The 22,537-nt window shown below is 45.8% G+C and carries 21 protein-coding genes; 11 read left to right on the top strand and 10 right to left on the bottom strand.

Annotated features, from left to right (window positions below):
* The first annotated feature begins 2 nt into the window (after positions 1-2).
* Together QJS83_RS04160 and QJS83_RS04155 are read left to right on the top strand one after the other, a co-directional pair.
* A complete protein-coding gene (locus tag QJS83_RS04160; protein WP_284607844.1) occupies positions 3-530 on the top strand; it encodes an acyl-CoA carboxylase biotin carboxyl carrier protein subunit in 528 nt (175 codons plus the stop codon).
* Between the two features lie 108 nt (positions 531-638).
* Positions 639-1,550 carry a glycerophosphodiester phosphodiesterase family protein gene (locus tag QJS83_RS04155; protein WP_284607843.1) on the top strand — a complete coding sequence of 304 codons (912 nt, stop codon included), beginning with the start codon at positions 639-641 and terminating at the stop codon, positions 1,548-1,550.
* A gap of 57 nt (positions 1,551-1,607) precedes the next feature.
* Here the strand turns inward: QJS83_RS04155 and QJS83_RS04150 are convergent, their stop codons facing one another.
* The 4 genes from QJS83_RS04150 to QJS83_RS04135 all read right to left on the bottom strand — a co-directional run bounded on the left by QJS83_RS04150 (position 1,608) and on the right by QJS83_RS04135 (position 4,143).
* Positions 1,608-2,300, bottom strand: a complete 693-nt coding sequence (locus QJS83_RS04150; RefSeq protein ID WP_284607842.1) for a hypothetical protein — start codon at positions 2,298-2,300, stop codon at positions 1,608-1,610.
* A 104-nt stretch (positions 2,301-2,404) separates the two neighbouring features.
* Complete coding sequence (gene tatC / locus QJS83_RS04145) at positions 2,405-3,166, bottom strand: twin-arginine translocase subunit TatC (RefSeq protein ID WP_284607841.1); 762 nt, start codon at positions 3,164-3,166, stop codon at positions 2,405-2,407.
* Entirely contained in the window at positions 3,163-3,489 is a 327-nt protein-coding gene (locus QJS83_RS04140) for a Sec-independent protein translocase subunit TatA/TatB (protein ID WP_284607840.1), read from the bottom strand. Before QJS83_RS04140 ends, tatC begins: the two co-directional genes overlap by 4 nt.
* 18 nt (positions 3,490-3,507) lie before the next feature.
* Positions 3,508-4,143, bottom strand: coding sequence for a hypothetical protein (locus tag QJS83_RS04135; protein ID WP_284607839.1), 636 nt, complete (start codon positions 4,141-4,143; stop codon positions 3,508-3,510).
* Between the two features lie 137 nt (positions 4,144-4,280).
* On the opposite strand from QJS83_RS04135, the gene QJS83_RS04130 reads away from it, so the two are divergent.
* The gene (locus QJS83_RS04130; protein WP_284607838.1) at positions 4,281-5,339 is read left to right on the top strand and encodes a hypothetical protein; all 1,059 of its coding nucleotides are present in this window, start codon (positions 4,281-4,283) and stop codon (positions 5,337-5,339) included.
* On the opposite strand, the gene QJS83_RS04125 is transcribed toward QJS83_RS04130, so the two are convergent.
* Complete coding sequence (locus tag QJS83_RS04125; protein WP_284607837.1) at positions 5,334-7,937, bottom strand: M16 family metallopeptidase; 2,604 nt, start codon at positions 7,935-7,937, stop codon at positions 5,334-5,336. The two genes, QJS83_RS04130 and QJS83_RS04125, sit on opposite strands and share 6 nt — an antisense overlap.
* 16 nt (positions 7,938-7,953) lie before the next feature.
* On the opposite strand from QJS83_RS04125, the gene hemW reads away from it, so the two are divergent.
* The 7 genes from hemW to lon all read left to right on the top strand — a co-directional run bounded on the left by hemW (position 7,954) and on the right by lon (position 15,916).
* On the top strand, positions 7,954-9,132 hold the full coding sequence (hemW, locus tag QJS83_RS04120; RefSeq protein ID WP_284607836.1) for a radical SAM family heme chaperone HemW: 1,179 nt from the start codon (positions 7,954-7,956) through the stop codon (positions 9,130-9,132).
* An 81-nt stretch (positions 9,133-9,213) separates the two neighbouring features.
* Complete coding sequence (gene grpE, locus QJS83_RS04115; protein WP_284607835.1) at positions 9,214-9,732, top strand: nucleotide exchange factor GrpE; 519 nt, start codon at positions 9,214-9,216, stop codon at positions 9,730-9,732.
* Between the two features lie 11 nt (positions 9,733-9,743).
* A complete protein-coding gene (locus tag QJS83_RS04110) occupies positions 9,744-10,754 on the top strand; it encodes a DnaJ C-terminal domain-containing protein (RefSeq protein WP_284607834.1) in 1,011 nt (336 codons plus the stop codon).
* Positions 10,751-12,415: a penicillin-binding protein activator gene (locus QJS83_RS04105; RefSeq protein WP_284607833.1), complete on the top strand. Its 1,665-nt coding sequence runs from the start codon at positions 10,751-10,753 to the stop codon at positions 12,413-12,415. Before QJS83_RS04110 ends, QJS83_RS04105 begins: the two co-directional genes overlap by 4 nt.
* Before the next feature lie 108 nt (positions 12,416-12,523).
* Positions 12,524-12,895 (top strand): TraR/DksA family transcriptional regulator, encoded by a 372-nt coding sequence (locus QJS83_RS04100; RefSeq protein WP_284607832.1) that lies wholly within the window; start codon positions 12,524-12,526, stop codon positions 12,893-12,895.
* 91 nt (positions 12,896-12,986) lie between these two features.
* Positions 12,987-13,358, top strand: a complete 372-nt coding sequence (locus tag QJS83_RS04095; RefSeq protein WP_284607831.1) for a TraR/DksA family transcriptional regulator — start codon at positions 12,987-12,989, stop codon at positions 13,356-13,358.
* A gap of 152 nt (positions 13,359-13,510) precedes the next feature.
* Positions 13,511-15,916 (top strand): endopeptidase La, encoded by a 2,406-nt coding sequence (lon, locus tag QJS83_RS04090; protein WP_284607830.1) that lies wholly within the window; start codon positions 13,511-13,513, stop codon positions 15,914-15,916.
* Between the two features lie 142 nt (positions 15,917-16,058).
* On the opposite strand, the gene QJS83_RS04085 is transcribed toward lon, so the two are convergent.
* Together QJS83_RS04085 and QJS83_RS04080 are read right to left on the bottom strand one after the other, a co-directional pair.
* Positions 16,059-16,694 (bottom strand): L,D-transpeptidase, encoded by a 636-nt coding sequence (locus tag QJS83_RS04085; protein WP_284607829.1) that lies wholly within the window; start codon positions 16,692-16,694, stop codon positions 16,059-16,061.
* A gap of 136 nt (positions 16,695-16,830) precedes the next feature.
* A complete protein-coding gene (locus QJS83_RS04080; protein ID WP_284607828.1) occupies positions 16,831-17,316 on the bottom strand; it encodes a hypothetical protein in 486 nt (161 codons plus the stop codon).
* 261 nt (positions 17,317-17,577) lie between these two features.
* On the opposite strand from QJS83_RS04080, the gene QJS83_RS04075 reads away from it, so the two are divergent.
* Positions 17,578-18,777 carry a patatin-like phospholipase family protein gene (locus tag QJS83_RS04075; RefSeq protein WP_284607827.1) on the top strand — a complete coding sequence of 400 codons (1,200 nt, stop codon included), beginning with the start codon at positions 17,578-17,580 and terminating at the stop codon, positions 18,775-18,777.
* Here the strand turns inward: QJS83_RS04075 and QJS83_RS04070 are convergent.
* The 3 genes from QJS83_RS04070 to QJS83_RS04060 are packed head-to-tail and all read right to left on the bottom strand — an operon-like array spanning position 18,774 to position 22,514.
* Positions 18,774-20,720, bottom strand: a complete 1,947-nt coding sequence (locus tag QJS83_RS04070; RefSeq protein WP_284607826.1) for a transglutaminase TgpA family protein — start codon at positions 20,718-20,720, stop codon at positions 18,774-18,776. The genes QJS83_RS04075 and QJS83_RS04070 overlap by 4 nt on opposite strands.
* Complete coding sequence (locus QJS83_RS04065) at positions 20,717-21,664, bottom strand: DUF58 domain-containing protein (protein ID WP_284607825.1); 948 nt, start codon at positions 21,662-21,664, stop codon at positions 20,717-20,719. The genes QJS83_RS04070 and QJS83_RS04065 overlap by 4 nt, the downstream gene beginning before the upstream one ends.
* Positions 21,600-22,514 (bottom strand): AAA family ATPase, encoded by a 915-nt coding sequence (locus QJS83_RS04060; protein WP_284607824.1) that lies wholly within the window; start codon positions 22,512-22,514, stop codon positions 21,600-21,602. Before QJS83_RS04060 ends, QJS83_RS04065 begins: the two co-directional genes overlap by 65 nt.
* Positions 22,515-22,537: the final 23 nt, after the last annotated feature.

The raw sequence follows: 22,537 nt of genomic DNA, 5'->3' as shown, positions 1-22,537 counted from the left end.
GCATGTACTTTGAAGCAGAACTCAAAGGTAAAAAGTATAAAGTCGATGTGACGGAACAAAAGTCCGCTTGGAAACTTTCTTTGCAAGAAGAAGGAAAAGAGTGGGTTCACTACGACATTTCAAAAAACGATTACAAACAAGCAGAGCAATACATCAGCTTCCTTTTCGACGGAAAATCTTATCTGATCGACGTGATCGGACAAGACACTGAGTACACAGTTTTCACGCGTAACTCCTTCCGTACGATCAAAGTATTCAACGACGAAATGCTGTTGCATGAATCGTTGAAAAAAGGTGGCGGATTCGGCGGCGATCAAGAACTCAAAGCCGGCATGCCTGGTAAGATCATCGAGATCTTTGCAAAAGAAGGCGAAATCGTAAAAGCCAATAAGCCGCTTCTTATTATGGAAGCGATGAAAATGGAAAACGAAATGCGCGCCGCTCGCGATGTAAAGATCAAAGAAGTGAAAGTAAAACAGGGTGACTCCGTGGAATCCGGAGCTGTTCTTATCAAGTTTGAAGAACCTTAATTAAAAGGGGCTGGAAACAGCCCCTTTTTCTTTTTGTAACCAGCCCTAAGCATTCGCCGTATCGACAAATTCCTCGGATTGATGAAAAATAAAGACGGGGGACTTATTATGTCGGCACAAATTCTCGGAAGCTTTTTTATTCTGATTTTTTCCATTGGCTGCGCTTCGACTTCACCAACTCCCCAAAGACAACCCTCTTCGGCTCCCCTGCTTTGTCAGAATATTTCGCGCATGGAAATTCACTCTCATCGCGGTGCTTGGGATCGCCCGGAGAACATGCTTTCTGCGTTTCACCGCGGTGTCGAACAGGGTGCTGATTTTATCGAAATGGATCTTCAAGTCAGTAAGGACAATCAACTCGTCGTTGCACACGATGTTTTTATGAAAGACGAGTGTCTTGATGCCCACGGAAAATCACTTCCGCAACGGGTTTACTATCGCAATATGACTGTTCAAGAGATCAAGTCTTATGATTGCGGCAGCAAAGTTAAAACGGGCACACCTGTTCCCGGCGAAAAAATTTCGACTTTAACTGAAGTTATCAAAAGCTTAAAGAATCGTAAAACCAGCCGCGGTCTTCCGCTCGGTTTGAATATCGAAATCAAATACAACCCCACACAACCGCAGTATTATCCTTCCCGTGATTTTTACGTCGATCGCTTGCTGGAAGTTTTAGATCAAACGCAAGTCAATCCCGGACAAGTGATGGTGCAATCATTCGATGTGGAAATTCTGAAAGTCGTGCGCAAGAAAAGGCCTTCTATTCGGCTTTCTCCCCTTTTCGGTGACGCAAAGAACGCGCTACAAATCGCTAAAGACCTGAACGTGGAGCTTATTACGCCCCACTATGGCCAAGTCTCTCCCGCAATGCTGGCAAGTTTTCACAGTAACGGCATTCGCGTGATTCCTTGGACTGTAAATTATCCCGAAGAAGCTTTGAAACTTGTTGAGTGGGGTGTGGATGGGCTGATTACCGACCATCCCGAATGGATCGACTTTACAAAAAAGTTCTGCCAATAAAAAAGGTGCTAGGAAGCGACAAAAAACAAGACCTGGCACCTTTTCCGGAAGCTGATGTTATGGAAGTGAGAGTTGCGGGCAGCGAGAGTTTAAAAGTGCTTTCAGCGATTTGTCTGAGTACTTGAAAATGATTTCGCCGTCGCTTGTGTACTTGAAAAGTTCACTGTTCTTCATTCGGCATGTCTTACCATTGAAGTCTTTGAATGTGGAATAAGCATTCGCATTGCTAGTGGGAGATCTTCCCAATGTGAAGCCACTATCCAAAAGAATTCCCTGGTAGTTGGAAATTTCAATGCCACCACGATTGCTTGGTACAACATAATCGGCAACGGTCACATTCGCGCGCGTGACACTTTTTAATCGTGCTTTTTTAATATCGAAAACGAAAGTGTCGCCTGTTACGTGAACAACCTCTAATTCATTGGCTTCATCGTTCCACTTGTAAGAATATCTGTCATTAGGACGTGGAAACATAAAGAACTCACGGGCCCCGGTCGTCTTAGATTCATCACCAGGTCCGAACGAGTTGAAAACCATAAAAAGCCCGTTCGATGCGAAAAGATGATCGCGATATTCCAAATCAACGTACGCATCTTGTGGTGTTACCGTAAAAAAACAAGAGTACGAGGCATCCGACCAGATCTGTTGAATTTTTGTTCCTTCACGACGCTCGTAAATGTCGGGACATGTTTGTGGGCCTTCTGCGTGGGCAAGGCCCATCATCATAAGAATACCGATTAACATAGACATAAGAAATTCCCCCCTGATTAAGCACACCTTACCTCAAAGGGCTTGTCAGCTTCCGCGACGTTCCGTCATAAATTTATGGACGTTCGCAGAGGGGCAAATTGGCACTATTCGCGTTCATTAACACGAGCTTGGACTTCTCTTTTGTTTTCAAAAATGCCGACAATAATCACGGCCGCTTCGAAGAGGATCCACATCGGAGCGAGCATCATTACCATGCTAAGAAGATCCGGTGGAGTAATAATCGCCGCGATCACCGCAATAGTCATAACCGCATAGCGACGGTTCTTTCTTAAGAACTCCTGGCTGACGATACCAAACATGCCCAAAAGCACAATGATAAGCGGCAACTCAAAGGCCACGCCAAACATCAGACACATTTGCGTGAAAAAGCCCATGTACTGATCAATCGAGATCATTGGCTTATCGACGTCACCACCAAAGGTCATAAGAAATTCGAAGGCCATCGGAAGCGCAACCCAGTAAGAAAAAGCCGCGCCTAAAAGAAATAATCCCGTTCCCGAGATAATAAAGCCCATCGTGTATTTGCGCTCTTTCGCATAAAGGCCCGGAGCAATAAACTTCCAAACTTGATAGAGCCAGAACGGACAAGACAGAAGAATACCGCAGACAAACGCGAGTTTTAAATGCGCGATGAATTTGTCGAGGGGGCCCGTATAGATCAATCCTCCACCAGGAAGGTAAGGTGAAATCGGTGCTCTGACAAAATTGAAAATCTTTTCGCTGAAGCCGTAACAAATGCCTGTGGCAATAATCAAAATAAAAACGCAGTTGATAAGTCTTTTGCGGAGTTCCGCTAAGTGTTCATAGAGGGACTGAGCTTTGGAGTCGAGTTCTTCGCGATTCATGAGGGTTTTTGATCTTCCGGTTTTTCTTCAGCAGCCGGCTTTTGCTCCGACAGTTCCATTTGTTCGGGAACAACGGAAGCGTCCTCTTTTTGAGGTTGCTGTTCTTCAACAAGTTCCTGCTGACGCGGGAACGGCTCGTTGAAATTAATGCGATCAATGCGTGCTTGTTGTTTCAATTCCTCACCAAGAACGTTGGTGCTGCGCTTGAGTTCGTTAATAAAGCGACCCAATGTGCGCGCCAACTCTGGCAATTCCTTCGGCCCGATAATAATCAGGGCGAGAACTCCGAGGAAAATGATTTCTGACATGCCTAAGCCGAACATGGCGTCAGCATAGAGGAATCAGCCTTGCTTGCCAAGCTTTACTTGGTCTTGAGGAAGAGTCAAAACTCCCATTTCCACCAGTTTTTCACGAGCAAGCTCAGACCCCGTTCGCATATAGCGGTCGTAGAGCCTCAGGATGCTCTCGTCGCTTTTGATAAACGAGTGATGGCTGATATACGTGAGTACGTCCACGAAATCCAAAAAATTTTGTGCGAAAGTCGAATAGACTTTGGCCAAAGTATCTTCGCGTGTGCAATGAGCCAGCGACGCATAGGCCGCTCCGCCAATATCAGCATAGTAATCAATATCAACTATTTTGCGCGACAGTGAGTCGCCGAAAAAGCCGCTGATATACAGAGTGCGATCCCCTAATTTGCGCAGCATCTCGATTCTGGTAGAAAGCTCCGCGCTTTGGGCGATTAAGAAAGTCTCTGCCAACGTTTGTGGATTCTTCTGTCCACTTTCATTAGCGTATTCACTTTCAAATAAATTGCGCGCATCAAGATAATATTGAAGAAGGTTCACCAGGTAGTTTTCCACCACCGGATAAGTTTGAATCTTCCTTTGACTGAGGCCCTTTTGGACCATCTCTTGGAAGTATCCCTCTGGACTTACAAAAAGCTCAACTGACGTTGTCGACGGCTTTTCCCTCATACTCTAAGTTTAACAAAAACGAAGGCCACTTCGGTTAGTTGTTTTTTGGTTTCTAGGCCTTTGTCTCACATTGAAACAGTTCTAGGGCACATCTTTTGTAACACTTATCTGTGACATATCTCAAAGAAGGAGAGCGCGTGGTAAAGCCACTTAAGACGGCTATTGTATTGTCACTAGTGAGCAGTTTTTGTTCATCGCTTTCCTTTGCGCAAAGTCAGTGTTCTTCGCTATTTACTTCAACTTTCGCTTTGAACGGAAGAATTGAGGTTCACGCCACTGCCGGTCACGGCGCACAGGCCGAGTCCTACGCAAAAACTTTAACCGAGATTGAACGCCTTATCGCACCTCTGGCCATTCCCAAAGAAACAAACGTCCAAGTGGGCACCGCATTTCGCTTGTCGAGTTTCAATGCCGAAGACTTCAACATCTACGTGGGTCTGCGACCAGACCGCATGGGCAAGATTCATCCGAAGTCCAGTCTCACCACCCTGGCACATGAATACGGTCACGCTATTTTTGAAAAGAACCTGATGAAGGATCTTGAGAGTTACAAAAGCATCCGTCAGGAGGCTTTGACTCTTGAGACCCGTGTGGAAAAAGCTGTGGAAGAGGCCAAGAGCCTGGCTTACAGACATTCAGTCACCTTTAATAAAGAGAAAAAGGCGCTTCTTCAGACACAAGCTATTGATAAGGCGCTGGAGGCAAAAAGTCTCGGCGACCAAGTGAAATCACTTCGCGGCTACTGGAGCATCCGCGGCGCGCATCATGAACTTTTCGCGGATGTCATAGCTTTGGTGGCGACCAAAGATCCCCACGCCGTTCGCGATGTTCTTATCGATAAATCTGAAAAACTCAAAGAGCATAGCTCAAGTCTTATCGGTCTTCGCGATTTCACCGATGGACGGCATCACCTTAACAGAAAGACATGGGAAAAAGAGCATCCTCTTTTCACGGGACTTTTCGGAGATATTTATTATGCATTCCTGCCGGCACGATGGGAGTTATGGAACCTTACAAAGAACAAAATTAAAAGCGAAAACTATCGAAAAGAGTTGCCGCTGAAGGTATTTCAAATTCTTGAAAAGAATCTTTCCGAATCCTTCGCTAAGGATCCGGCAGATATAGGAACTAATGGTTTCAAAGATATTAAAAGAATGAACGAACAGCTGATTGAAGACTTCCGACGTGAGCTATAATTTCACGTCAGAAGGCCCCACAAGACTCACAATCGTTGGCTGCGAGAAAATTCTTTGCGCCATCTTTTGAACATCTTCAGGCGTTACGGCGAAATATTTATCGGCCACATCCAGGCTTTCGCGATAATCCAAACCATAGATATCATCAAAAAGAATCGCATTTCCAATCGTGCTCTTTCTTTGTAATTCGATGTCGTGACGACCGATCAAATAACGTTGCGCTCTCGTTAGTTCTTCTGCGCTGATTTTCGTTTCCGCAAGTTTTTGGAATTCAGCTTTCAGCATTTGAATCGCTTTTTCGGACTTCTCTGGCGAACAACCGATATATCCACCAAAATATCCACACTCCAAGCCTTCCATGTGCATTGGCGACACGGAATAAGCGAGGGAGTTTTTATCACGGAGCTCCAGGAACAGACGACCACCTTGACCACTCAAAATAGATTGAATGATTTCCAGAGTGAATCTGTTTGGATCTTTTAGCGTCAGGCCTGGATAACCTACGATAATGTGGGTTTGTTCTTTTTTAAGCTCTGTGAAAAGCTTTTTATCTTGCTGCAAAGGCTCGACGGCGAAGCTGTTGGTGATCTTTTCACCCTTAGGAAGCTCTTTCGTGATCTCTTCAAGAGTTTTCACCCACTTCTTCGTATCCACATCGCCGACAACCGAGAAAGTTACATTCTTAGCGTGCGCGATTTTCTTGTAATAATCTTTTAGATCTTGGCTGGTGATCGCGTTGATCGACTCTTCACTTCCAATGAGGTCGCGCGAGTAAGGATGACCCCTAAAGATTTCCTTCATGAAGTTAAGAACACAGATTTGCGCAGGATTATCGTTGCGCGACTTGATTTGGTTCTTAATCACGACTTTTTCACGCTCAAGAATCTGTTCGGGGAATTGCGGATTCAAAAGCGAATCAGCGTACACCTCAAGCATGCGATCTTCAAACGGCGACAAGTAGTCCATGGAAAGTCCCGCGGAGTTTCTTCCGCCAAAAGCCCCAATGCCCGCTGCTAGTTCATCCACACGAAGGTTGATGTCGTCTTCACTGAACTTTTTAGATCCGGACAGCCAGTTGCGAGAGAACAGCTCGGTCAAACCGTTCTGATTTTCCTTTTCAACGCGAACGCCCCCCAAGAAAGCCGCTTTCATCGCGACATAAGGAGTGTCTTTTTGTTCGCGAATCAAAAGCGTCGCGCCGGAAGAAAGAACGATTCTTTGCGTTTCCGGAGTATGCTTCACCGCTTCTGCATTAATATTGAATTTTTTGGCAACGAATTTTTCTTTTCGCTTCGAGATTTTTGTGCGCGCCAAAGTCTTATTCAAATCCTTGGCAAAAGACTTAAGGATTTTTTCCGCCTCTTTCTTTTCCATGTTTGTCATTAAAGACAAACCGAAAGCATCGGCTTTGAAATACTTTTTTGCCACTTTTTGGATATCTTCAGGCTTCAATGTATAAACCTGCTTCATGTACTTGCGATAGAAATCGTGATCGCCGTAATAGAATTCATTGCTTCCGGCTTTTCTCGCAATGTTATCCACAGTCTCCATGGAATAAACTTCATGGCTCGCGAAGTTCGTAATAGCTTTCTGCATTTCCGCCGCTGTCGGAGGCTCTTCAATCAAGCGCGTGATTTCCGGAATCATCGTCGCTAAAGCGCGCGCCAGATTTTCTTTTTCCAAATTAAAAGAAATCGCGAACAAGCCGTCATCCTGCATAGAGTAGCTGAACGAGCCCACAGAGTTTGTCAGGGGTTCACGGATACGCAAGCTTTGCATAAGGCGCGATGAATCGCCCTGTCCCAGAATCGCGGAAAGAACTTCAAGGGCGGCAATGTCTTTATTTTTAACTGAAGGAATTCTCCATGTCAGATAACCAGTCGTTTGCTCGAACTTAGCTTGTTCGACTTTAATGCGGATGCCTTTTTGTGCAGGTTCCTTTCCGCGTGACACCTTACGAAGTTTGAAAGGTTCGAAGGAGCCGAACATTTCTTCGACCTTCTTTTTCATTTCCTTGGATTCAAAGTCGCCCGCAATAACCAGGAACATGTTCGAAGGAACGTAACGGCTTTGATAATACTCGCGGATTTTTTTAACAGAAACTTTGCGCACGACCTTGTCATAACCGATGACGGGACGGCCATAAGGGTGTTTTTTGAAAACGTTCGTGAAAAGAAGCTGGCTGGCGCGACGGCCGGGACTGTCTTGGCCTCTCTTAATTTCTTCAATAACGACTTCCCGCTCGTTGTCGATTTCCTGCGGGTCAAACGTCGGAAAGCCCATCATTTCGCTAATGACGTCTAAAGCGACATTGGTGAATTGTTTGGAAATCGTGACGTAAAAGACCGTTTGGTCAAAAGAAGTGTAAGCATTCAGCTCCCCGCCGGAACCTTCTACTGTCGCGGCGATTTCGCCGACGCCATACTTGCGTGTGCCTTTAAAAACCAAATGCTCAATAAAGTGAGAAATGCCCTCTTCTCCCTTTTTTTCATCAGCCGAGCCTGTCTTCACCCACATTTGCACTGAAACCACCGGGGATTTGTGACTTTCTAAGAAAAGGACTTTCAGACCGTTTTTTAGTTGAAATTTTTTAGACATACTCTAGATAACTCCCATGGCATTTGGCGTCTACGTTCATATTCCTTATTGTATCCAGCGCTGCACTTACTGTGACTTCGCGACTTATGAGCAAAGTAAAATTTTGCCGCCGGATCAGTACGTCGAATTGCTGTTTAAAGAAATTCGTCAGAAGCACCGCTATTACACACCTCAAAAACTCGACACGCTTTATTTCGGTGGCGGAACTCCGAGTCTGATACCCGCTCCTCTCATTGTATCGATTATCAAAGAGCTGGGTAGATACGGATATACAACTGGACCTGACACGGAAATCACAATTGAGATCAATCCGGCAACAATCAACGAAGACAAACTCAAAATCTATTTGGATGCCGGAGTAAATCGTTTCAGTGTGGGCGCTCAAACCTTTGATGACAAACTTTTGAAGATGGTTCATCGCGAGCATTCTGCGAAACAAACTCTCGAGACGCTCGACCTTTTGCGAGCTCACAATCTTAATTTCAGTTTCGATATTCTTTTTGCGCTGCCTTCACAAACTGTTGAAGGACTGAAGAACGATGTGAAAATCGCGATCGAACAGGGCGCCAAACATATCAGCCCTTACTGTCTGACAGTGCCTGATGGTCATCCGTTGTCAAAAGGGCGGCCGGTGGATGACGAGCAAGTTGAAATGTTCGACATCATTGCGGATGAACTGACAAAAAAAGGTTTTCAGCAATACGAAATCTCGAATTTTGCCATTCCCGGATATGAGTCACGACATAATCTGTTGTATTGGGTGGATGAGCCTTATTGGAGCTTGGGACTTAGCGCACATTCCTATTCAAAAGAGTCGCCTTGGGGAACGCGTTATTGGAATCTCAATTCCATTGGCGAATACCAAAAACAGATCCTTGCATTCGACAGCCAGGAGTTTTCTTCTCCGCAGAAACACCTCCCCGTTGGGCAGTTTGAAGTTTTAGAGATGCACCAAGCTCTTACAGACTTTTGTCATACTTCGATGCGTTTAATGCGCGGTCTCAGCGACGAAAAACTTGCCGCAAAATTTCCCGATTACGTTGTGGAAAAAGTGAAATTTCTTTTAACGGGTCTGCAGAAAAAAGCATGGGTTCAACATGACGACGGGCATTGGTCTTTAACTCGTGAAGGCCTTGTCATCAGCAACCGTGTATTTCAAGAATTGACCTTTTTTGCTGAGGATCTTTACCCCTAGTCCAGGTCCTTTTCATTCGCTCTCCGCACATTGACATTCCCAAATGAATACACAATCTTAAGTATTGCGAAAGGACGTGTCATGTCAGAGGAAAACAACTCTCAAAATTCAAACACACCCAAGGCCGAAAATCTTGAAGCCACTTCTGAAATTCAAAAGCTGCAAGAGCAAGCTGAAAAATTTAAGAACGACTATCTTTATCTTCGCGCGGAATTTGAGAATTATAAAAGAAACGCCATTAAAGAACGTGCCGATTTGTTGAAATACGGCGGTGAGCGTTTTATTCGCGATCTTTTGGATGTTGTTGATAATTTCGAACGCGCTTTGCAGTTCAACGTCACAGCGGAAAATTTCAACTCTTTTAAACAAGGGATTGAAATGACGGCTCAGGAATTAAGAGGTCTATTGCAACGTCACTCTGTTCAAGAGGTTCCATCTCAAGGGGCTCCGTTTGACCCCGCAGTTCATGAAGCCCTCAGCAGTGAAGCCACCGATCAAGTGGCGCCAGGGCACATTGCTCGCGTATTTAAGAAGCCATATAAACTTCACGATAAAGTTATTCGCACAGGCCAAGTCGTAGTTGCGAAGAAACCTGAATAAGAGGGTGCCGATTGGCTAAGAAGGACTTCTACTCCATTTTAGGTGTTTCAAGATCTGCTTCCGCGGAAGAGATCAAGAAAGCCTATCGCAAATTGGCGATGCAGTTTCACCCGGACAAGAATCCCGGTGATAAAAAGGCAGAAGAAAAATTCAAAGAAATCAGCGAAGCCTACGATGTTTTGAGCGATCAGAAAAAACGCGACATGTACGATCAATTTGGACATGCGGGTTCTCAAGGCTTCGGTGGAGCTGGTGGTCCTTTTGGCGGTGCTGGCGGATTCGGTGGTTTTGGTGGAGGAGCAGGCGGTGCTGGTCACGGCCAAGGCGGTGATCCCTTCCAAGATATTTTCGGCGATGTGTTTAGTGAAATTTTCGGTGCTCGCGGTGGTCCAGGTGCTGCGGGCGCACGCGGCGGCCGTCGCCAACAAGCGAAAGGCACGGACCTTCGCTATACTTTGAATATCTCTTTCGAAGAATCCGCTCTGGGTACAGAAAAAGTTATCAGCTTCATGCGCCAACGCAGCGGTAAAGAAGAATCCGCAAAGCTTTCGGTGAATGTTCCTGCCGGAGTTAAAGAAGGCCAACGATTGAAACTTGCGGGCGAAGGCGACTCCACATCGGGAGCAGGCTCCGCCGGCGATCTTTACGTTATCATCAATATTCAAGATCATCCTCTCTTTAAGAGAAACGAAAACGATGTCACTTTGGATCTTCCGATTATGTATACGGATGCCATCCTGGGAACAAACATCGAAGTGCCGACTCTCACTGGAAAAGCGATGATTCGTATTCCGCCGGGAACTCACTCCGGCCAGACCTTCCGTCTTAAAGGCAAAGGTTTTCCGAAACTGGGCGGTTTCGGATCGGGAGACATGTTAGTTAAAGTGGTTGTCGATACGCCTCACCACTTGTCTTCACGACAAAAAGAATTGATTGAAGAGCTTTCGAAATCTGCAGAGACAACACCTTTAGTGAAAGCTTTCCAAGATAAAGTGTCTCAACTTATGAGGAACAGAAAATGAAATCGGGATTTTCACTTTTGCTGGGCGCTTGCCTTTTAGTCTCTTGTACAACTGTCGCAACAAGAAAACGCCCGCCATTCAGACCACCGACGGCATCGCAAAAACAACCCAAAGCCATCGGCGGAATGACTCCGAGCAAACCCGAGAAAATTGAAACAGAAACATTGAAGCTTCCAGAGGCCGCACAGAAAACCGACGATGCGATGGTTTATCTGAAAGCTTTGGTCACGCAATCCGTTCAGGCTCCGAAGCAAGATCAAGAGGCCTATCGTCTTCGCGCGATCGACATCGTCGAAAACAAACTTAACGATGAACAGCTTGAAGAAGTCGCCGATGATTCCGACTTTGGATACTTGCGTGCCCACGCCATGTATCGTTTAGGCGAAATGGCTTTGGATCGTAAAGACACTTCCGATGCCAAAAAATATTTTTCAGGCGTAATGGATTTTGTGCCGGGCACGGATCTCGCTTTGCGCGCACAAGAAATCATTCAGCAGTTAGAGTCTTCAAAAGCAGTGCAATCACAAACTGTCGGCGTGATCCTGCCCTTGAGCGGCAAGAATGCTCCGGTTGGACAAAGAGCTTTGCGCGGACTTGAAATGGGCCTAGGTCTTCATATTCCAGGTTCGGGATTTAATTTAGCCGTGATGGACAGTGAAGGAAATCCTGATTCTGCTCGTCGTGGTGTTGAAAGACTTGTGAAAGAAGACAATGTCATTGCCATTGTGGGAAGTCTTCTTAGTAAAACAGCTCCAGCCGTCGCGGCAAAATCGGACGAGCTCGGCGTGCCTTCGCTTGCGCTCTCACAACGCTCTGGCCTTACAGAGATCGGCCCGAATGTCTTCAGAAATTCTTTAACAAGCGGAATGCAAGTGCGCGCTTTGGTTCGTACAGCGATGGAAGACATGGGCATGCGAAAGTTCGCCATTCTTTATCCAAACGATCCTTATGGCGTCGAATTTACAAACATCTTCTGGGATGAAGTTTTGGCGCGCGGCGGGCAAATCACGGCTGTGCAAGTTTACTCTACAAAAGAAACTGATTTCCGTCTGGTGATTCAACGTCTTGTCGGAACTTATTTTGGTGAAGCTCGCCAGGACGAGTTCGCAGTTCGCCTTAAAGAGTTAAAACAGACGGATAAAAAGCGCTCCGTCCGTCAGTCCAATTTGGAAACAGTTCTTCCTCCTATTACGGATTTCGATGCGATCTATATTCCCGACAGTGTAAAAGCGATGGGACAAATTTCCGCGATGCTTTCTTATAACGACGTGAAAGGTGTGAGACTGCTTGGCACGAATTTGTGGAATACAAAAGACGTCGCTCGTCGCGCCGGCAATTTCGCTAACAGTCTGCTTTTCGTAGATAGTATGTCTCCGACAGCGCACGATAGATCGCGTTTCATCAGTGAATACAAAAATATTTACAACGAAGAGCCTTCCTTGATTGAAATCCAAGCCTACGATTCAGGCCTTATTTTGCGCCAGCTCATCGCTTCGGGAGCGTCTTCCCGCGAAGAACTTACGCAGCGCCTGACGTCTTTAAACAAGTTTCCGGGCTCTTTGGGGCTGCTCAATATGAATGCCGAAAGGGAGATTGAACGCCCCGTTTCCGCTTTAACTGTGGATAAAGGTGAGGTTATCCCGTTTAAGGCTCATAAATAGCTCCCATAAAATAATTTAATGACAAAAAATTAACCCCCTCTTTTGGGTGTCCAGTCTAAGGAACACGAGCTGACACAGAGTCGCTCAAGTCTATAGAAGGGGGTTGTTATGAAGAGCCATATTTCTGAAAATTTATTAATGGAATGCAGAAGAAAACTTCTCATCACCAAGCAGGATGTTTTGAATCGCTCCAGAACAGCCCAACGCGAACTCGCGAATGTGGAAAAAGGTGGTGACGAAGCGGATCAATCCGTGGCTCACATCGCGGAACACTCCTTCTTGGTCTCTCAAGAGCGTATGAGAAATCAACTTGTCGAAATTGAAATGGCTTTAGCACGCATCGAGCAAGGAACTTTTGGAATCTGTGAAGAGACGGAAGAACCTATCGAAACTGAAAGACTGCTTGCCGTTCCTTGGACACGCCTCAGTATAGAAGGCGCAGAACTTCGAGAAGCAGTTAGTCGTAGGTTTGCTCGCTAAATAATCACGCGCTGCTTTTTTAGTGACACTCTCTCAATCCCCCGTAATAAGGAATCCAATTTCGGCCAGGATCATCATATCGGGGGGTGAGATGAACGTAACCGAACTGACAGAAACAGATTTGAAAAACTTGCGAGAGTCGCTGCTTTTCCAAAAGAGCGCGATCCTCAATAAGACACACGAATTCAAAGCTGAACAATCCAGCATCGCGAATGTCGCTGACGAAGCAGAGGCTGCTTCTCAAGATATCTCCAACAACATGTCTATCCATCTTCATGAAAGAGATCGCACAGCTCTTTATGCGATCGAACGCGCTCTTAGCAAAATCGCAGACGGGACCTATGGCCAGTGCGAAGCCTGCGGAGAAATCATCGGAGCTCGCCGTCTTCAAGCAAGACCGTTCACAGCCCTTTGTATTGAATGCATGGAAGAACAAGAGAGCCATTCTAATCTTTTCCAGTAATTTCTAATTTAACTCATTGGACGAGGTCCGCTGACATGGATGTCAGTCCAATTTTTTAAATTAGTTCTGAAACTGCATTTAGCAAAAATCGTCCCAAGCCGAGAAGACTCATACGAGAAATCAACAATTCCCGCATCACGCGGAGGAGCGGTATGAGTTTTGACGATAAAGTTCTAGAAATCCCACAGACACTTCCAATGCTACCTGTGAGAGATATCGTAGTTTTCCCCTACATGATTATTCCATTGTTTGTAGGTCGCGATGCTTCCATCCGCTCAGTCGAAGAAGCTTTAGCAAAAAATCGCCTTATCTTCTTGGCTTCACAAAAAGATATCACTGAGGAAAACCCAACTCCTGACAACATCTACACAGTGGGTACTGTGGCGATGATCATGAGAATGAGAAAACTTTCTGACGGCCGTGTTAAAATCCTTATTCAAGGTGTTGCAAAAGGCCGCGTAAAGAATTTCACGAAGACAGCTCCTTCTTTCGAAGTAGCCGTTGAAAAGATCGAAGAGATCCCAACACAGAAAACTGTTGTTGAGAATGAAGCTTTGATCAGAACTGCAAAAGAGCACATCGAGCGCATCATCGCTTTGGGTCGCCCTCTTTCTCCAGACATCTTGTTGGTGTTGGATGATGTTTCTGATCCAGGCCGTATCGCTGACTTGATCGCTTCGAACTTGGGTATCAAAGTCCAAGACGCTCAAAAAGTTCTTGAGACTTCAGACGCGACAGAAAGATTGAAACTTGTTAACGAGATCTTGGCTGCAGAACTTGAAGTTATGCAGACTCAACAAAAAGGTCGCGCTGGCGGTAAAGAAGATATGTCTAAGTCTCAACGCGAGTACTTCTTGCGTGAGCAAATGAAAGCTATAAAGAATGAGCTTGGCGAAGGCGATTCTAAATCTGAAGAGATGGATGAATTGCGTGAGAAGCTTGTTAACGCCGGAATGCCTGCAAATGTTGAAGCAGAAGCTTTGAAACAGTTGGGCCGTTTGGAGCGTATGCATCCAGATGCTTCCGAAGCGACAATGGTTCGTACATACCTTGATTGGATGGCGGATCTTCCTTGGAGTAAAAAATCTGAAGATCATATCGATCTTAAGAGAGCCAAAGAGATTCTTGATGAAGATCACTACGAGCTTGAAAAAGCTAAAGATCGCGTGATGGAGTTCTTGGCTGTTAGAAAATTGAAACCAAATCTTAAAGGGCCCATCCTCTGCTTCGGCGGCCCTCCAGGCGTAGGTAAAACTTCTCTTGGTAAATCTATCGCAAGAGCCATGGGTCGTGAATACTTCCGTATCGCTCTTGGTGGTGTGAAAGATGAAGCTGAGATCCGTGGTCACCGCCGCACTTATGTAGGTGCGATGCCAGGTAAGATCATCCAAGCTCTTCGCCAAGCGAAAACAAACAATCCTGTTATCGTTCTCGATGAGATCGATAAATTGGGTTCTGATTTCCGCGGCGATCCTTCGGCAGCAATGCTTGAGGTTTTGGATCCAGAACAGAATTCAACTTTCCGTGACAACTACTTGAACGTCGACTTCGATCTTTCAAATGTGTTGTTCATTGCGACAGCGAACGTGTTGGAAAATATTCCGCCGGCTCTTCGCGATCGTATGGAAATCTTGAACATCCCTGGTTACACAGAGAACGACAAACTTTTGATCACGAAGAAACACTTGATCAGAAGACAAATTGAAGCCAACGGTATCACAGAAGAGAACATCAAGTTCACTGACGAAGGTATCAAGTACCTTATCGCAGGCTACACACGCGAAGCAGGTCTTCGTAACCTTGAGCGTGAAGTAGGTTCTGTATGTCGTAAAGTGGCTAAAATGGTTGTGATGGAAGAGACAAACTTTGTTGAAATTAACGCAACAACAGTTCCAGAACTCTTGGGTCCTCCACGCTTCCAACGCGACGACAAGATCGCTGACTCACAAGTAGGTGTTGTGCAAGGTCTTGCATGGACACAAGCTGGTGGTGAAGTGTTGACTGTCGAAGCTTTGAAAATGAAAGGTAAAGGTCATCTTTCTCTCACAGGTCAACTTGGCGATGTGATGAAAGAATCCGCTCACGCTGCGATGTCTTATGCTCGTGCTCACATGGAAGAGCTTGGCATCCCAGAGGATTTCTTCGAGAAATATGACATCCACGTTCACTTGCCTGCAGGTGCGATCCCTAAAGACGGTCCTTCTGCTGGTATCACTCTCACAACAGCTCTTGTGAGTTTGATGACGGGAACTCCTGTTCGTCACGATATCGCGATGACAGGTGAAGTGACTCTTCAGGGTCGCGTGCTTCCGGTCGGTGGTATCCGTGAAAAATGTCTTGCTGCTTTGAACTTGGGAATTACAAACATCATTATCCCATTGGCTTGCCAAAAGGATCTTGCTGATATCCCTAAAGTCTTCAAAGACAAGATCAACTTCATCTTGGCTGAAAACCTCGACGAAGTCTTCGCAGTCGCTTTCGACAGAAATGCAACAAGCACGGCAAAAAAGCCGGGCGCGAAAAAAGATCCAAAGAAATCAAAGAGCTTGGCTGCTTAATCAGTAGCTCAAGCCCATCGCCCCTCCCAAAACGATGACGGGAACAAGGTACCAGGTACCTTTTTCCCAATAAAAAAGGCCGAACGAGAGTTCGGCCTTTTTGTTTTCGTCGTTAAAACTTATGAGCGAATGTTTCTAGAAATTACGGCTGAACCGTAATCCAAGTTTTATAAATGCCGTACTGTCTTACAAGACGATTGAAGTAGTAAGCATTGTCTGGATGAACACGAATGCAACCATGAGATGCCGGAGTTCCCAATTTCTTCCAGTTGCTAGTACCGGTGCCATGAATCGCGAATCCACCGCTGATGAAAACAGCGTAAGGCATATTGCCAAGACCTTTGTAGTCTCCGCCTGGATATTTTGAAGACGTGTACTTGTCGTAAATTCTGCCGTTCGGGTGCGTATCAAAGTTTGGAGTACCGTGACCAGGAGCTCCTGTTGAAACATCCCAAGTCTGTTGATGAACGCCATTCACGTACAAATAAAGTTTTTGGCGAGATTTAGAAACTTGCACCCATACAGTACAAGACTCACGGAAACAGCCTGGGCCCATAGGCTGCAAAAGACTTTCGATAAATGGAGAAAGACCTGTTTCTTCTTGGTAGGCCTGATCCATTTGTTCAAGAGTCGCCTCGATGTTTTCGTCGAATGGATTGATCTCATCCATCGCGTTTTCTTCAACTAGAACTGAGTTCGTTACTTCAGCAGATACTTCTTGAGCTTGTGCAGAGACTGCGAAACCGCACAAAGCCATCATCACAACAAACAACTTCATTTCAAAACCCCTTCTCTCTGGGGCTTTGATAGTGAATGCATTAACTTTTGGCAATGAAGTTATTGTAAGAAAACGCGCCGCTCGCAACATCGTCTAGATGATGCGCTGTAGCCAGAAAAAACAAGCAGGCACTTTTTTATTGTTTGAAACCTTTGAGGCGGTCGTTTTCGGATTCTAGAACGCGAACCAAAGTTTTTAGGTCAGAGACTTCGTCTTTGAGCTGAAAAATTTGTTCTTCTTTTTCCTGAAGGATTTGCGTGTAGGCTTTTTTCAACTCGTTGAGGAGTTTGTTTGCGGCAGTCAAAATGGGCTCATCCTTGTTTGCCTTTACAGCGTTTAGGTCCTGAGCCTTCATTTCGTCTTTTGAAGAAGCTGACATAGTGTCGTTACCTTTCATCATTCCTTGATGAGCACCCACCAAAGCGAGGTCGCTTTCTTGGGAGGGGCGATGTACTCTTTGATGGGTACCCATCGGTTCATCCATGATGAAGTACTTGCCGTCTTCAAATCGGAACTTAATGTCGTCGGCTTTGATTCTACGGCGGAGTGTACTCACACTAATTTTGTACTTAGTGGAATAGTCCGTTAGCGGTAACCAAGAACCGTGAGTTTCGACGTTCATTAAATCCCCTTATTTCAAGCCTTTTGGGAAGGTGGTCACCCTACTTGGCTTGCGTATCCAACCTTATCACACGACTTCGGTCTGTCAAATTTTGTGTGAGTAGTTATTCAAATTCCACCAATTTCAGGACCTTGATCTGGCTAATCAATGCCTATTCACTAGACCAAGGTCTGATTAAGCATTCCTAAGTCATGGATTTATCGTCAAGAAAAAGATTTCTTTGCTCCTTTTCCGCAGAATACCGATACTTAAGAATAGATTATGCGGATACGTGATAAGAAGAAGGTGGCTCTAGTCCTAAGTGGTGGCGGCATTAAAGCGGCGGCTTTCCATATTGGCGTTTGCCTTGCCCTCCAAGAAAAAGGCTTCAAGTTTGCTGGCGGAACCAAAGAGATGGTGCGTCAGAATTTTGGAGACGAGGGCCCTCTCACGATTCGTCTTTATGTGGGCTCAAGTGCGGGAGCTTTCGTTGCTTCCATCTTGGCTGCCGGATACTCCGTTGAATCACTAGTAAACGCATTTCAAATCGGCTCGGGAACAAATCCAACCTTCGATAAAACGGATCTTCGTTATCTTAAGCCGATTTCTTACCGTGATATTTTCAATCTCAACTCAAGCGGTCTTCTCAAGTTCATTCCAAGAACTTTGATGGAGAAAGCTTTAGTCACGGGTGGTTTTGAATCTCTTTTGAAGAACGGTTTGAAACTGAACGGTCTCTTTTCAACACGCGGCATCGAAAGTTATCTACGTAAAGAGGTTCTGCTCGATAACGACTTCGCTCGTTTGGGTGTCGGTCTTTTTATTATCGGAACTCAGCTTAATCACACCCGCAAAGCGATCTTCGGAAACTTTCCAGAGTCTTATAAAACAGGCGACACAAAATACATCAACTACGCGACGATCAGCGATGCCGTCGCTTGTTCGACAGCTTTGCCGCCGGTGTTTGCTCCTTACGGAGTAAAACGTCCTGATGGAAAAGAGATTTTCTATTATGACGGAGAAATTCGCGACACGCTTTCGACCCACGTGGCGGCCGATTATGGCGCCGATCTTGTGATTTCATCTTATTCGATTCAACCGTATCACTATACGGAAGAAATGGGTTCGCTTCACAACTATGGAATTCCACTGATCGCGAATCAGGCATTGTATCAAGTTGTGCAACAAAAGATCATGCGTCACATTCAATACAAGAATGACATTCGCGGTATCTACAATGCTGTTGATGGTTACTTCAAGCAGATGAACTTGCCACCAGAGCACAGAGACAAACTGCTTGAAATCATTCGCCATCGTGTGAACTATCGCCCCGAAGTCGACTACATTTACATCTCTCCACGTCCACAAAACTACGAGATGTTCTTCGTCGATCACTTCAGTTTAAATCCGGCGATTCTTGCGCGCATTGTGCGCATCGGATTCAAATCGGGAATCAACGTCCTTCGCCAATACGATATCTAACTTGGGAAAAAGGTACCTGGCACCTTTTTCCCAACTTTTTTCCAGAGTTTGAGCAGTTCTTTGCTTGAACTCGATGGAGCTTTTTGTGCATACACGACGGAATCATAGTGTTCTTGAACCATCTCCAAAACAGATCTCGTCTGTGGGAATTTCTCGCTGAGTTTTTCGAAATACTGCAAAGGCGTTTCGGCCGGATCTCTTGGTACACGCTGACTTGTGCCCCACCTTTCGATTGCTTGTAACAGAACTTGTTCTTCGTTGAGTAAATCTTTCTGCCTGAAAAGACTTCGGAAAATTAAAACAAAAAGGAGTATCACGAGCAGCACGATGACAATGGCTTCGGCTTTGTAGGCGCCTATTCCTTTCCAAAAACTTTGTTGAGAGCCCCGATCGAACTCAACAAGAAAGTAAGTCCAACGATAGTTTAAATCCTCAAACCAATAGCTCAGATCGTCCCATCCCCAAAGACTTTGCGTTTGCGACGGCCGCCAATCCATACTTCGCGCAAAAGCACTTTGTTCTTCCTCTGAAAGATTGAAGAATTCTTCTCCACCAAGTGACAGACGTAACGGAGCCACCCAGTTTGTCGGGTCCACCCGCCTCCACGCGCCTTGCGTGTAAACTTCAACCCAGGCATGCGCATCTCTTTGCGAAACTTTCCAGAACTCACCGCGCGGATTGTACTTTCCGCCGTGATAACCAACGACGACTCTTGCAGGAATTCCCAAGGCTCTTGCCAAAGTGGCGTAAGATCCTGCGAAGTGTTCACAAAACCCACGCTTGCGATGAAATAGAAAGGCCTCTAGGTCATTGACGCCATAAATTCCTGGCGACAGGGTGTAAGCAAATCCTTTATCGGAAAAGAATTTTTCTAGCTCAGCAAGCCTTCCGGTTTCATCAAGATTGCGGTCTTGAATAGACTCAACGAAATCAAGCACTCGGCCCCGAAGCGGTGGTGTTTGCAGAAATTCTTCCGCCGGAGTTTGGTTGTCGACAAAGTTCTCGTCCCAGAACCCCTGATAGACCGTCGTTTTCGTAATCGGTCTTGTCGATCTGAACAGAGAATATCGCAATGGCATGACCGGGTTTTCCATAACCACGTTCACAGTTCCATCTAGAACGAAGATGAAATTTTGCCCCGTGGGTTCGAGCGCCACTTCATAAGTCGCAAGGCTGTGGTTTATGTTTGGCGGAGTTTGTAAGCCGACTCTTTGCGGGCGCCAGCTTAATCCACGCGATTCACTCAAGACGGAGCCGCGCCAATAAAGATCGCGAATTCGTTTTTGATCCAAGTTCTGAATCTTAGCACGAAAAGCCGTTTCCAAATTGGTGGCGAGTTCGGCAACACGGCCCGGATTCATTTCGTCACTAAAGCCAACTTCGCCATAAGAAGAACTACTTCGCGACATCGCCCATGGTAAAACAAAACGTGGAAACGCAAAGAAAAGAATCAAAGCTAAAGGAGTTGAAATCAAAAATATTTTCGCCAGCGCTGAAGTTCTTTGCGGCAAATGCGCTGGTAAAAGTGAAAACCACAAGCCCGCAAAACACAAAGCCGACGGAAGAATCCAATAGATATCGAGACTAAAAAGAGCCTTCACGGAAACAAGTACAAAACCCAAAAGAACAAGAAACTTATGATCTCGTTCGTTTTCATAATCCATCACTCGCAGCGCAGAAAGTCCCAGCAAGAATGTATACGCAGGCTCTTGACCGATGAGTGTTCTAAACTGCACAAGCACCTGAATCAATAGAAGGATACTGAGTACACCGGTCCACCGCCGCGGCAACGGCTTCCACTTCTTGGCTTCTGCGGCCCACTTCCAAAGAACAATAATAAGACTGAAAACAGCGATCCACGCAGGCACTTCAATGGCAAGCATGAGCATCGCGCCCAAGAAAGCTAAGGCAAAATATATTTGTGCGAAGAACGACCTTTTCATACGACGTCCTCGGCATTTAAGCGGGCAAGAATTTCCAAACAGGACTTTCTATGCAGAGGACCGCGCGAAAAAGCGGTTTTGTTAGCACCAACTAGAAGAGCGTATTTATGACCTTGCTTTTCCGCCTCATCAATCCAAAGGCACAATTGCGAAACACGCATTTCAAAATCCGAAATTCCCGCGGTCATGTCCCACGAAAAATAGAGCGACGGCTTTTCGTTTTCTTCATAGTTCTTAACCAACAACTCCTGTCGGCGGGCGCTCGCTTTCCAATCAACGCGCGCCACAGGATCAGAACTTTGATAAGGGCGATGATCCCGGAAAAGACCTGACTTTAAATGTTCATCTCCCTGCACGGACTTTTGGGGAAATTTTAAATCCCCCACTCTTGCAGGATAGACAAGGAAGGGCGGCGTTTTCTTGTAAACCTTCCAAGCGCGCAACAATCCGAAAGGAAATGTACTTTGAATCACAACACGCGGAAGCGTGACTTCTCCCCGTTGCGTCGGAGCAAATGGAATTTCCACCTGAGCCGTCTCTTGAGAAGAAAGAGCGATACTATTGGAAACCGCCTGCGGCTTTGGCAGTGAGGCCGACAGATCCCAAGAGGATCCGTTAGCGGTATTCTTAAGCTCTGCTCGTAAGAAATTTTTTTCGCCGACAAAAAGTTCGTCCCCATGCAGAGCTTGCAGTTCTACACTGTCGACATTTCGATTTGTTATAAGTATTCCCGTGAAGGCTACTGAAACTAAAAAGAAGAAAAAGATATAAACGAGATTGTTAGAATATCCGACGGCCAGAAAAAACAAAACCAGACACATCAATCCGAAAGAAGTTCCGAAGCGTGTTGGCATAATGTATGTGCGGGTTCTGATTCTTCTAGGAAGGAACGGGAGTATTCTTTTGTAAGATCCCGGCCCATTCACGACCTCTCTTGATGCCATGATTTCCTCCCAAACGATGACCTAGAACTGGAACCAAAACTTGTTGTACATCTTCTGGCCGAACGTGATTGCGCCCCTCAAGAAATGCCCATGCCTTCGCGGCTTTTGCTAAAGACATTCCCGCTCTCGTTGAAAGCGGAGCTCCTTCGAACCCAGGACGGCGCGATTTCTCTAGAAGGTCTGCGATATACTGTGCAACTGCCGATGAAAGTATGATCTTGTCGACTTGACCAAGAGCTTCTGAAATTTCTTCTTCCGTGAAAAGTGCTGTCAGCTTTTGCAGCGAGTGCCGCGGATCTTCTCCTTGTAGAATTCTAACTTCTGTCGTCTTTGAGGCATGATGCAACTCGAGGCTCATCAGGAAACGATCTAGCTGGCTTTCCGGCAAAGGAAAGGTACCCGTTTGCTGATGCGGATTTTGTGTCGCAATAACATAGAACGGTTTTGGCAAAACATGTGTGACGCCATCGACTGAAACTTCTCCCTCTTCCATCGCTTGCAGTAAGGCACTTTGTGTGCGTGGACTTGCACGATTGAGTTCATCCGCCATCACGAGTTGTGAAAACAAAGGGCCTGGATGGAAAATAAAGCGATGCTCTTGCGGATGAAAGATTTGACCGCCAATAACATCCGCCGGAAGAAGATCAATCGTAAATTGGATTCTGCGTGTTTTTAATCCAGTGAGTTTTCCCAGAACTTGAACGAGAGTGGTTTTGCCAACGCCGGGAAGATCCTCAATCAAAAGATGTCCTCCAGCCAAGAGACAGGTCATCGCTAAACGGATTTCCACATCTTTATCAAGAACGACTTTGGAAGCTTCATGAATGAGGTCGTGAAATTTCTTGTTCATCTCACGCTATGATAACAAAAAAC

The sequence above is a fragment of the Bdellovibrio sp. 22V genome, from assembly GCF_030169785.1.
GTDB lineage: Bacteria > Bdellovibrionota > Bdellovibrionia > Bdellovibrionales > Bdellovibrionaceae > Bdellovibrio.
Note: the sequence above shows the minus strand (reverse complement) of the source record. Positions and strands in the feature narration are given on the sequence as shown.

Coding starts and splice junctions, on each gene's coding strand:
- lon (WP_284607830.1), top strand. CDS start 13,511: ATGAGTTTTGACGATAAAGTTCTAGAAATCCCACAGACACTTCCAATG.
- QJS83_RS04085 (WP_284607829.1), bottom strand. CDS start 16,694: ATGAAGTTGTTTGTTGTGATGATGGCTTTGTGCGGTTTCGCAGTCTCT.
- QJS83_RS04100 (WP_284607832.1), top strand. CDS start 12,524: ATGAAGAGCCATATTTCTGAAAATTTATTAATGGAATGCAGAAGAAAA.
- QJS83_RS04095 (WP_284607831.1), top strand. CDS start 12,987: ATGAACGTAACCGAACTGACAGAAACAGATTTGAAAAACTTGCGAGAG.
- QJS83_RS04060 (WP_284607824.1), bottom strand. CDS start 22,514: ATGAACAAGAAATTTCACGACCTCATTCATGAAGCTTCCAAAGTCGTT.
- QJS83_RS04125 (WP_284607837.1), bottom strand. CDS start 7,937: ATGTCTAAAAAATTTCAACTAAAAAACGGTCTGAAAGTCCTTTTCTTA.
- QJS83_RS04135 (WP_284607839.1), bottom strand. CDS start 4,143: ATGAGGGAAAAGCCGTCGACAACGTCAGTTGAGCTTTTTGTAAGTCCA.
- QJS83_RS04105 (WP_284607833.1), top strand. CDS start 10,751: ATGAAATCGGGATTTTCACTTTTGCTGGGCGCTTGCCTTTTAGTCTCT.
- QJS83_RS04150 (WP_284607842.1), bottom strand. CDS start 2,300: ATGTCTATGTTAATCGGTATTCTTATGATGATGGGCCTTGCCCACGCA.
- hemW (WP_284607836.1), top strand. CDS start 7,954: ATGGCATTTGGCGTCTACGTTCATATTCCTTATTGTATCCAGCGCTGC.
- QJS83_RS04070 (WP_284607826.1), bottom strand. CDS start 20,720: ATGAAAAGGTCGTTCTTCGCACAAATATATTTTGCCTTAGCTTTCTTG.
- QJS83_RS04065 (WP_284607825.1), bottom strand. CDS start 21,664: ATGGCATCAAGAGAGGTCGTGAATGGGCCGGGATCTTACAAAAGAATA.
- QJS83_RS04140 (WP_284607840.1), bottom strand. CDS start 3,489: ATGTTCGGCTTAGGCATGTCAGAAATCATTTTCCTCGGAGTTCTCGCC.
- QJS83_RS04075 (WP_284607827.1), top strand. CDS start 17,578: ATGCGGATACGTGATAAGAAGAAGGTGGCTCTAGTCCTAAGTGGTGGC.
- QJS83_RS04080 (WP_284607828.1), bottom strand. CDS start 17,316: ATGAACGTCGAAACTCACGGTTCTTGGTTACCGCTAACGGACTATTCC.
- tatC (WP_284607841.1), bottom strand. CDS start 3,166: ATGAATCGCGAAGAACTCGACTCCAAAGCTCAGTCCCTCTATGAACAC.
- grpE (WP_284607835.1), top strand. CDS start 9,214: ATGTCAGAGGAAAACAACTCTCAAAATTCAAACACACCCAAGGCCGAA.
- QJS83_RS04155 (WP_284607843.1), top strand. CDS start 639: ATGTCGGCACAAATTCTCGGAAGCTTTTTTATTCTGATTTTTTCCATT.
- QJS83_RS04160 (WP_284607844.1), top strand. CDS start 3: ATGTACTTTGAAGCAGAACTCAAAGGTAAAAAGTATAAAGTCGATGTG.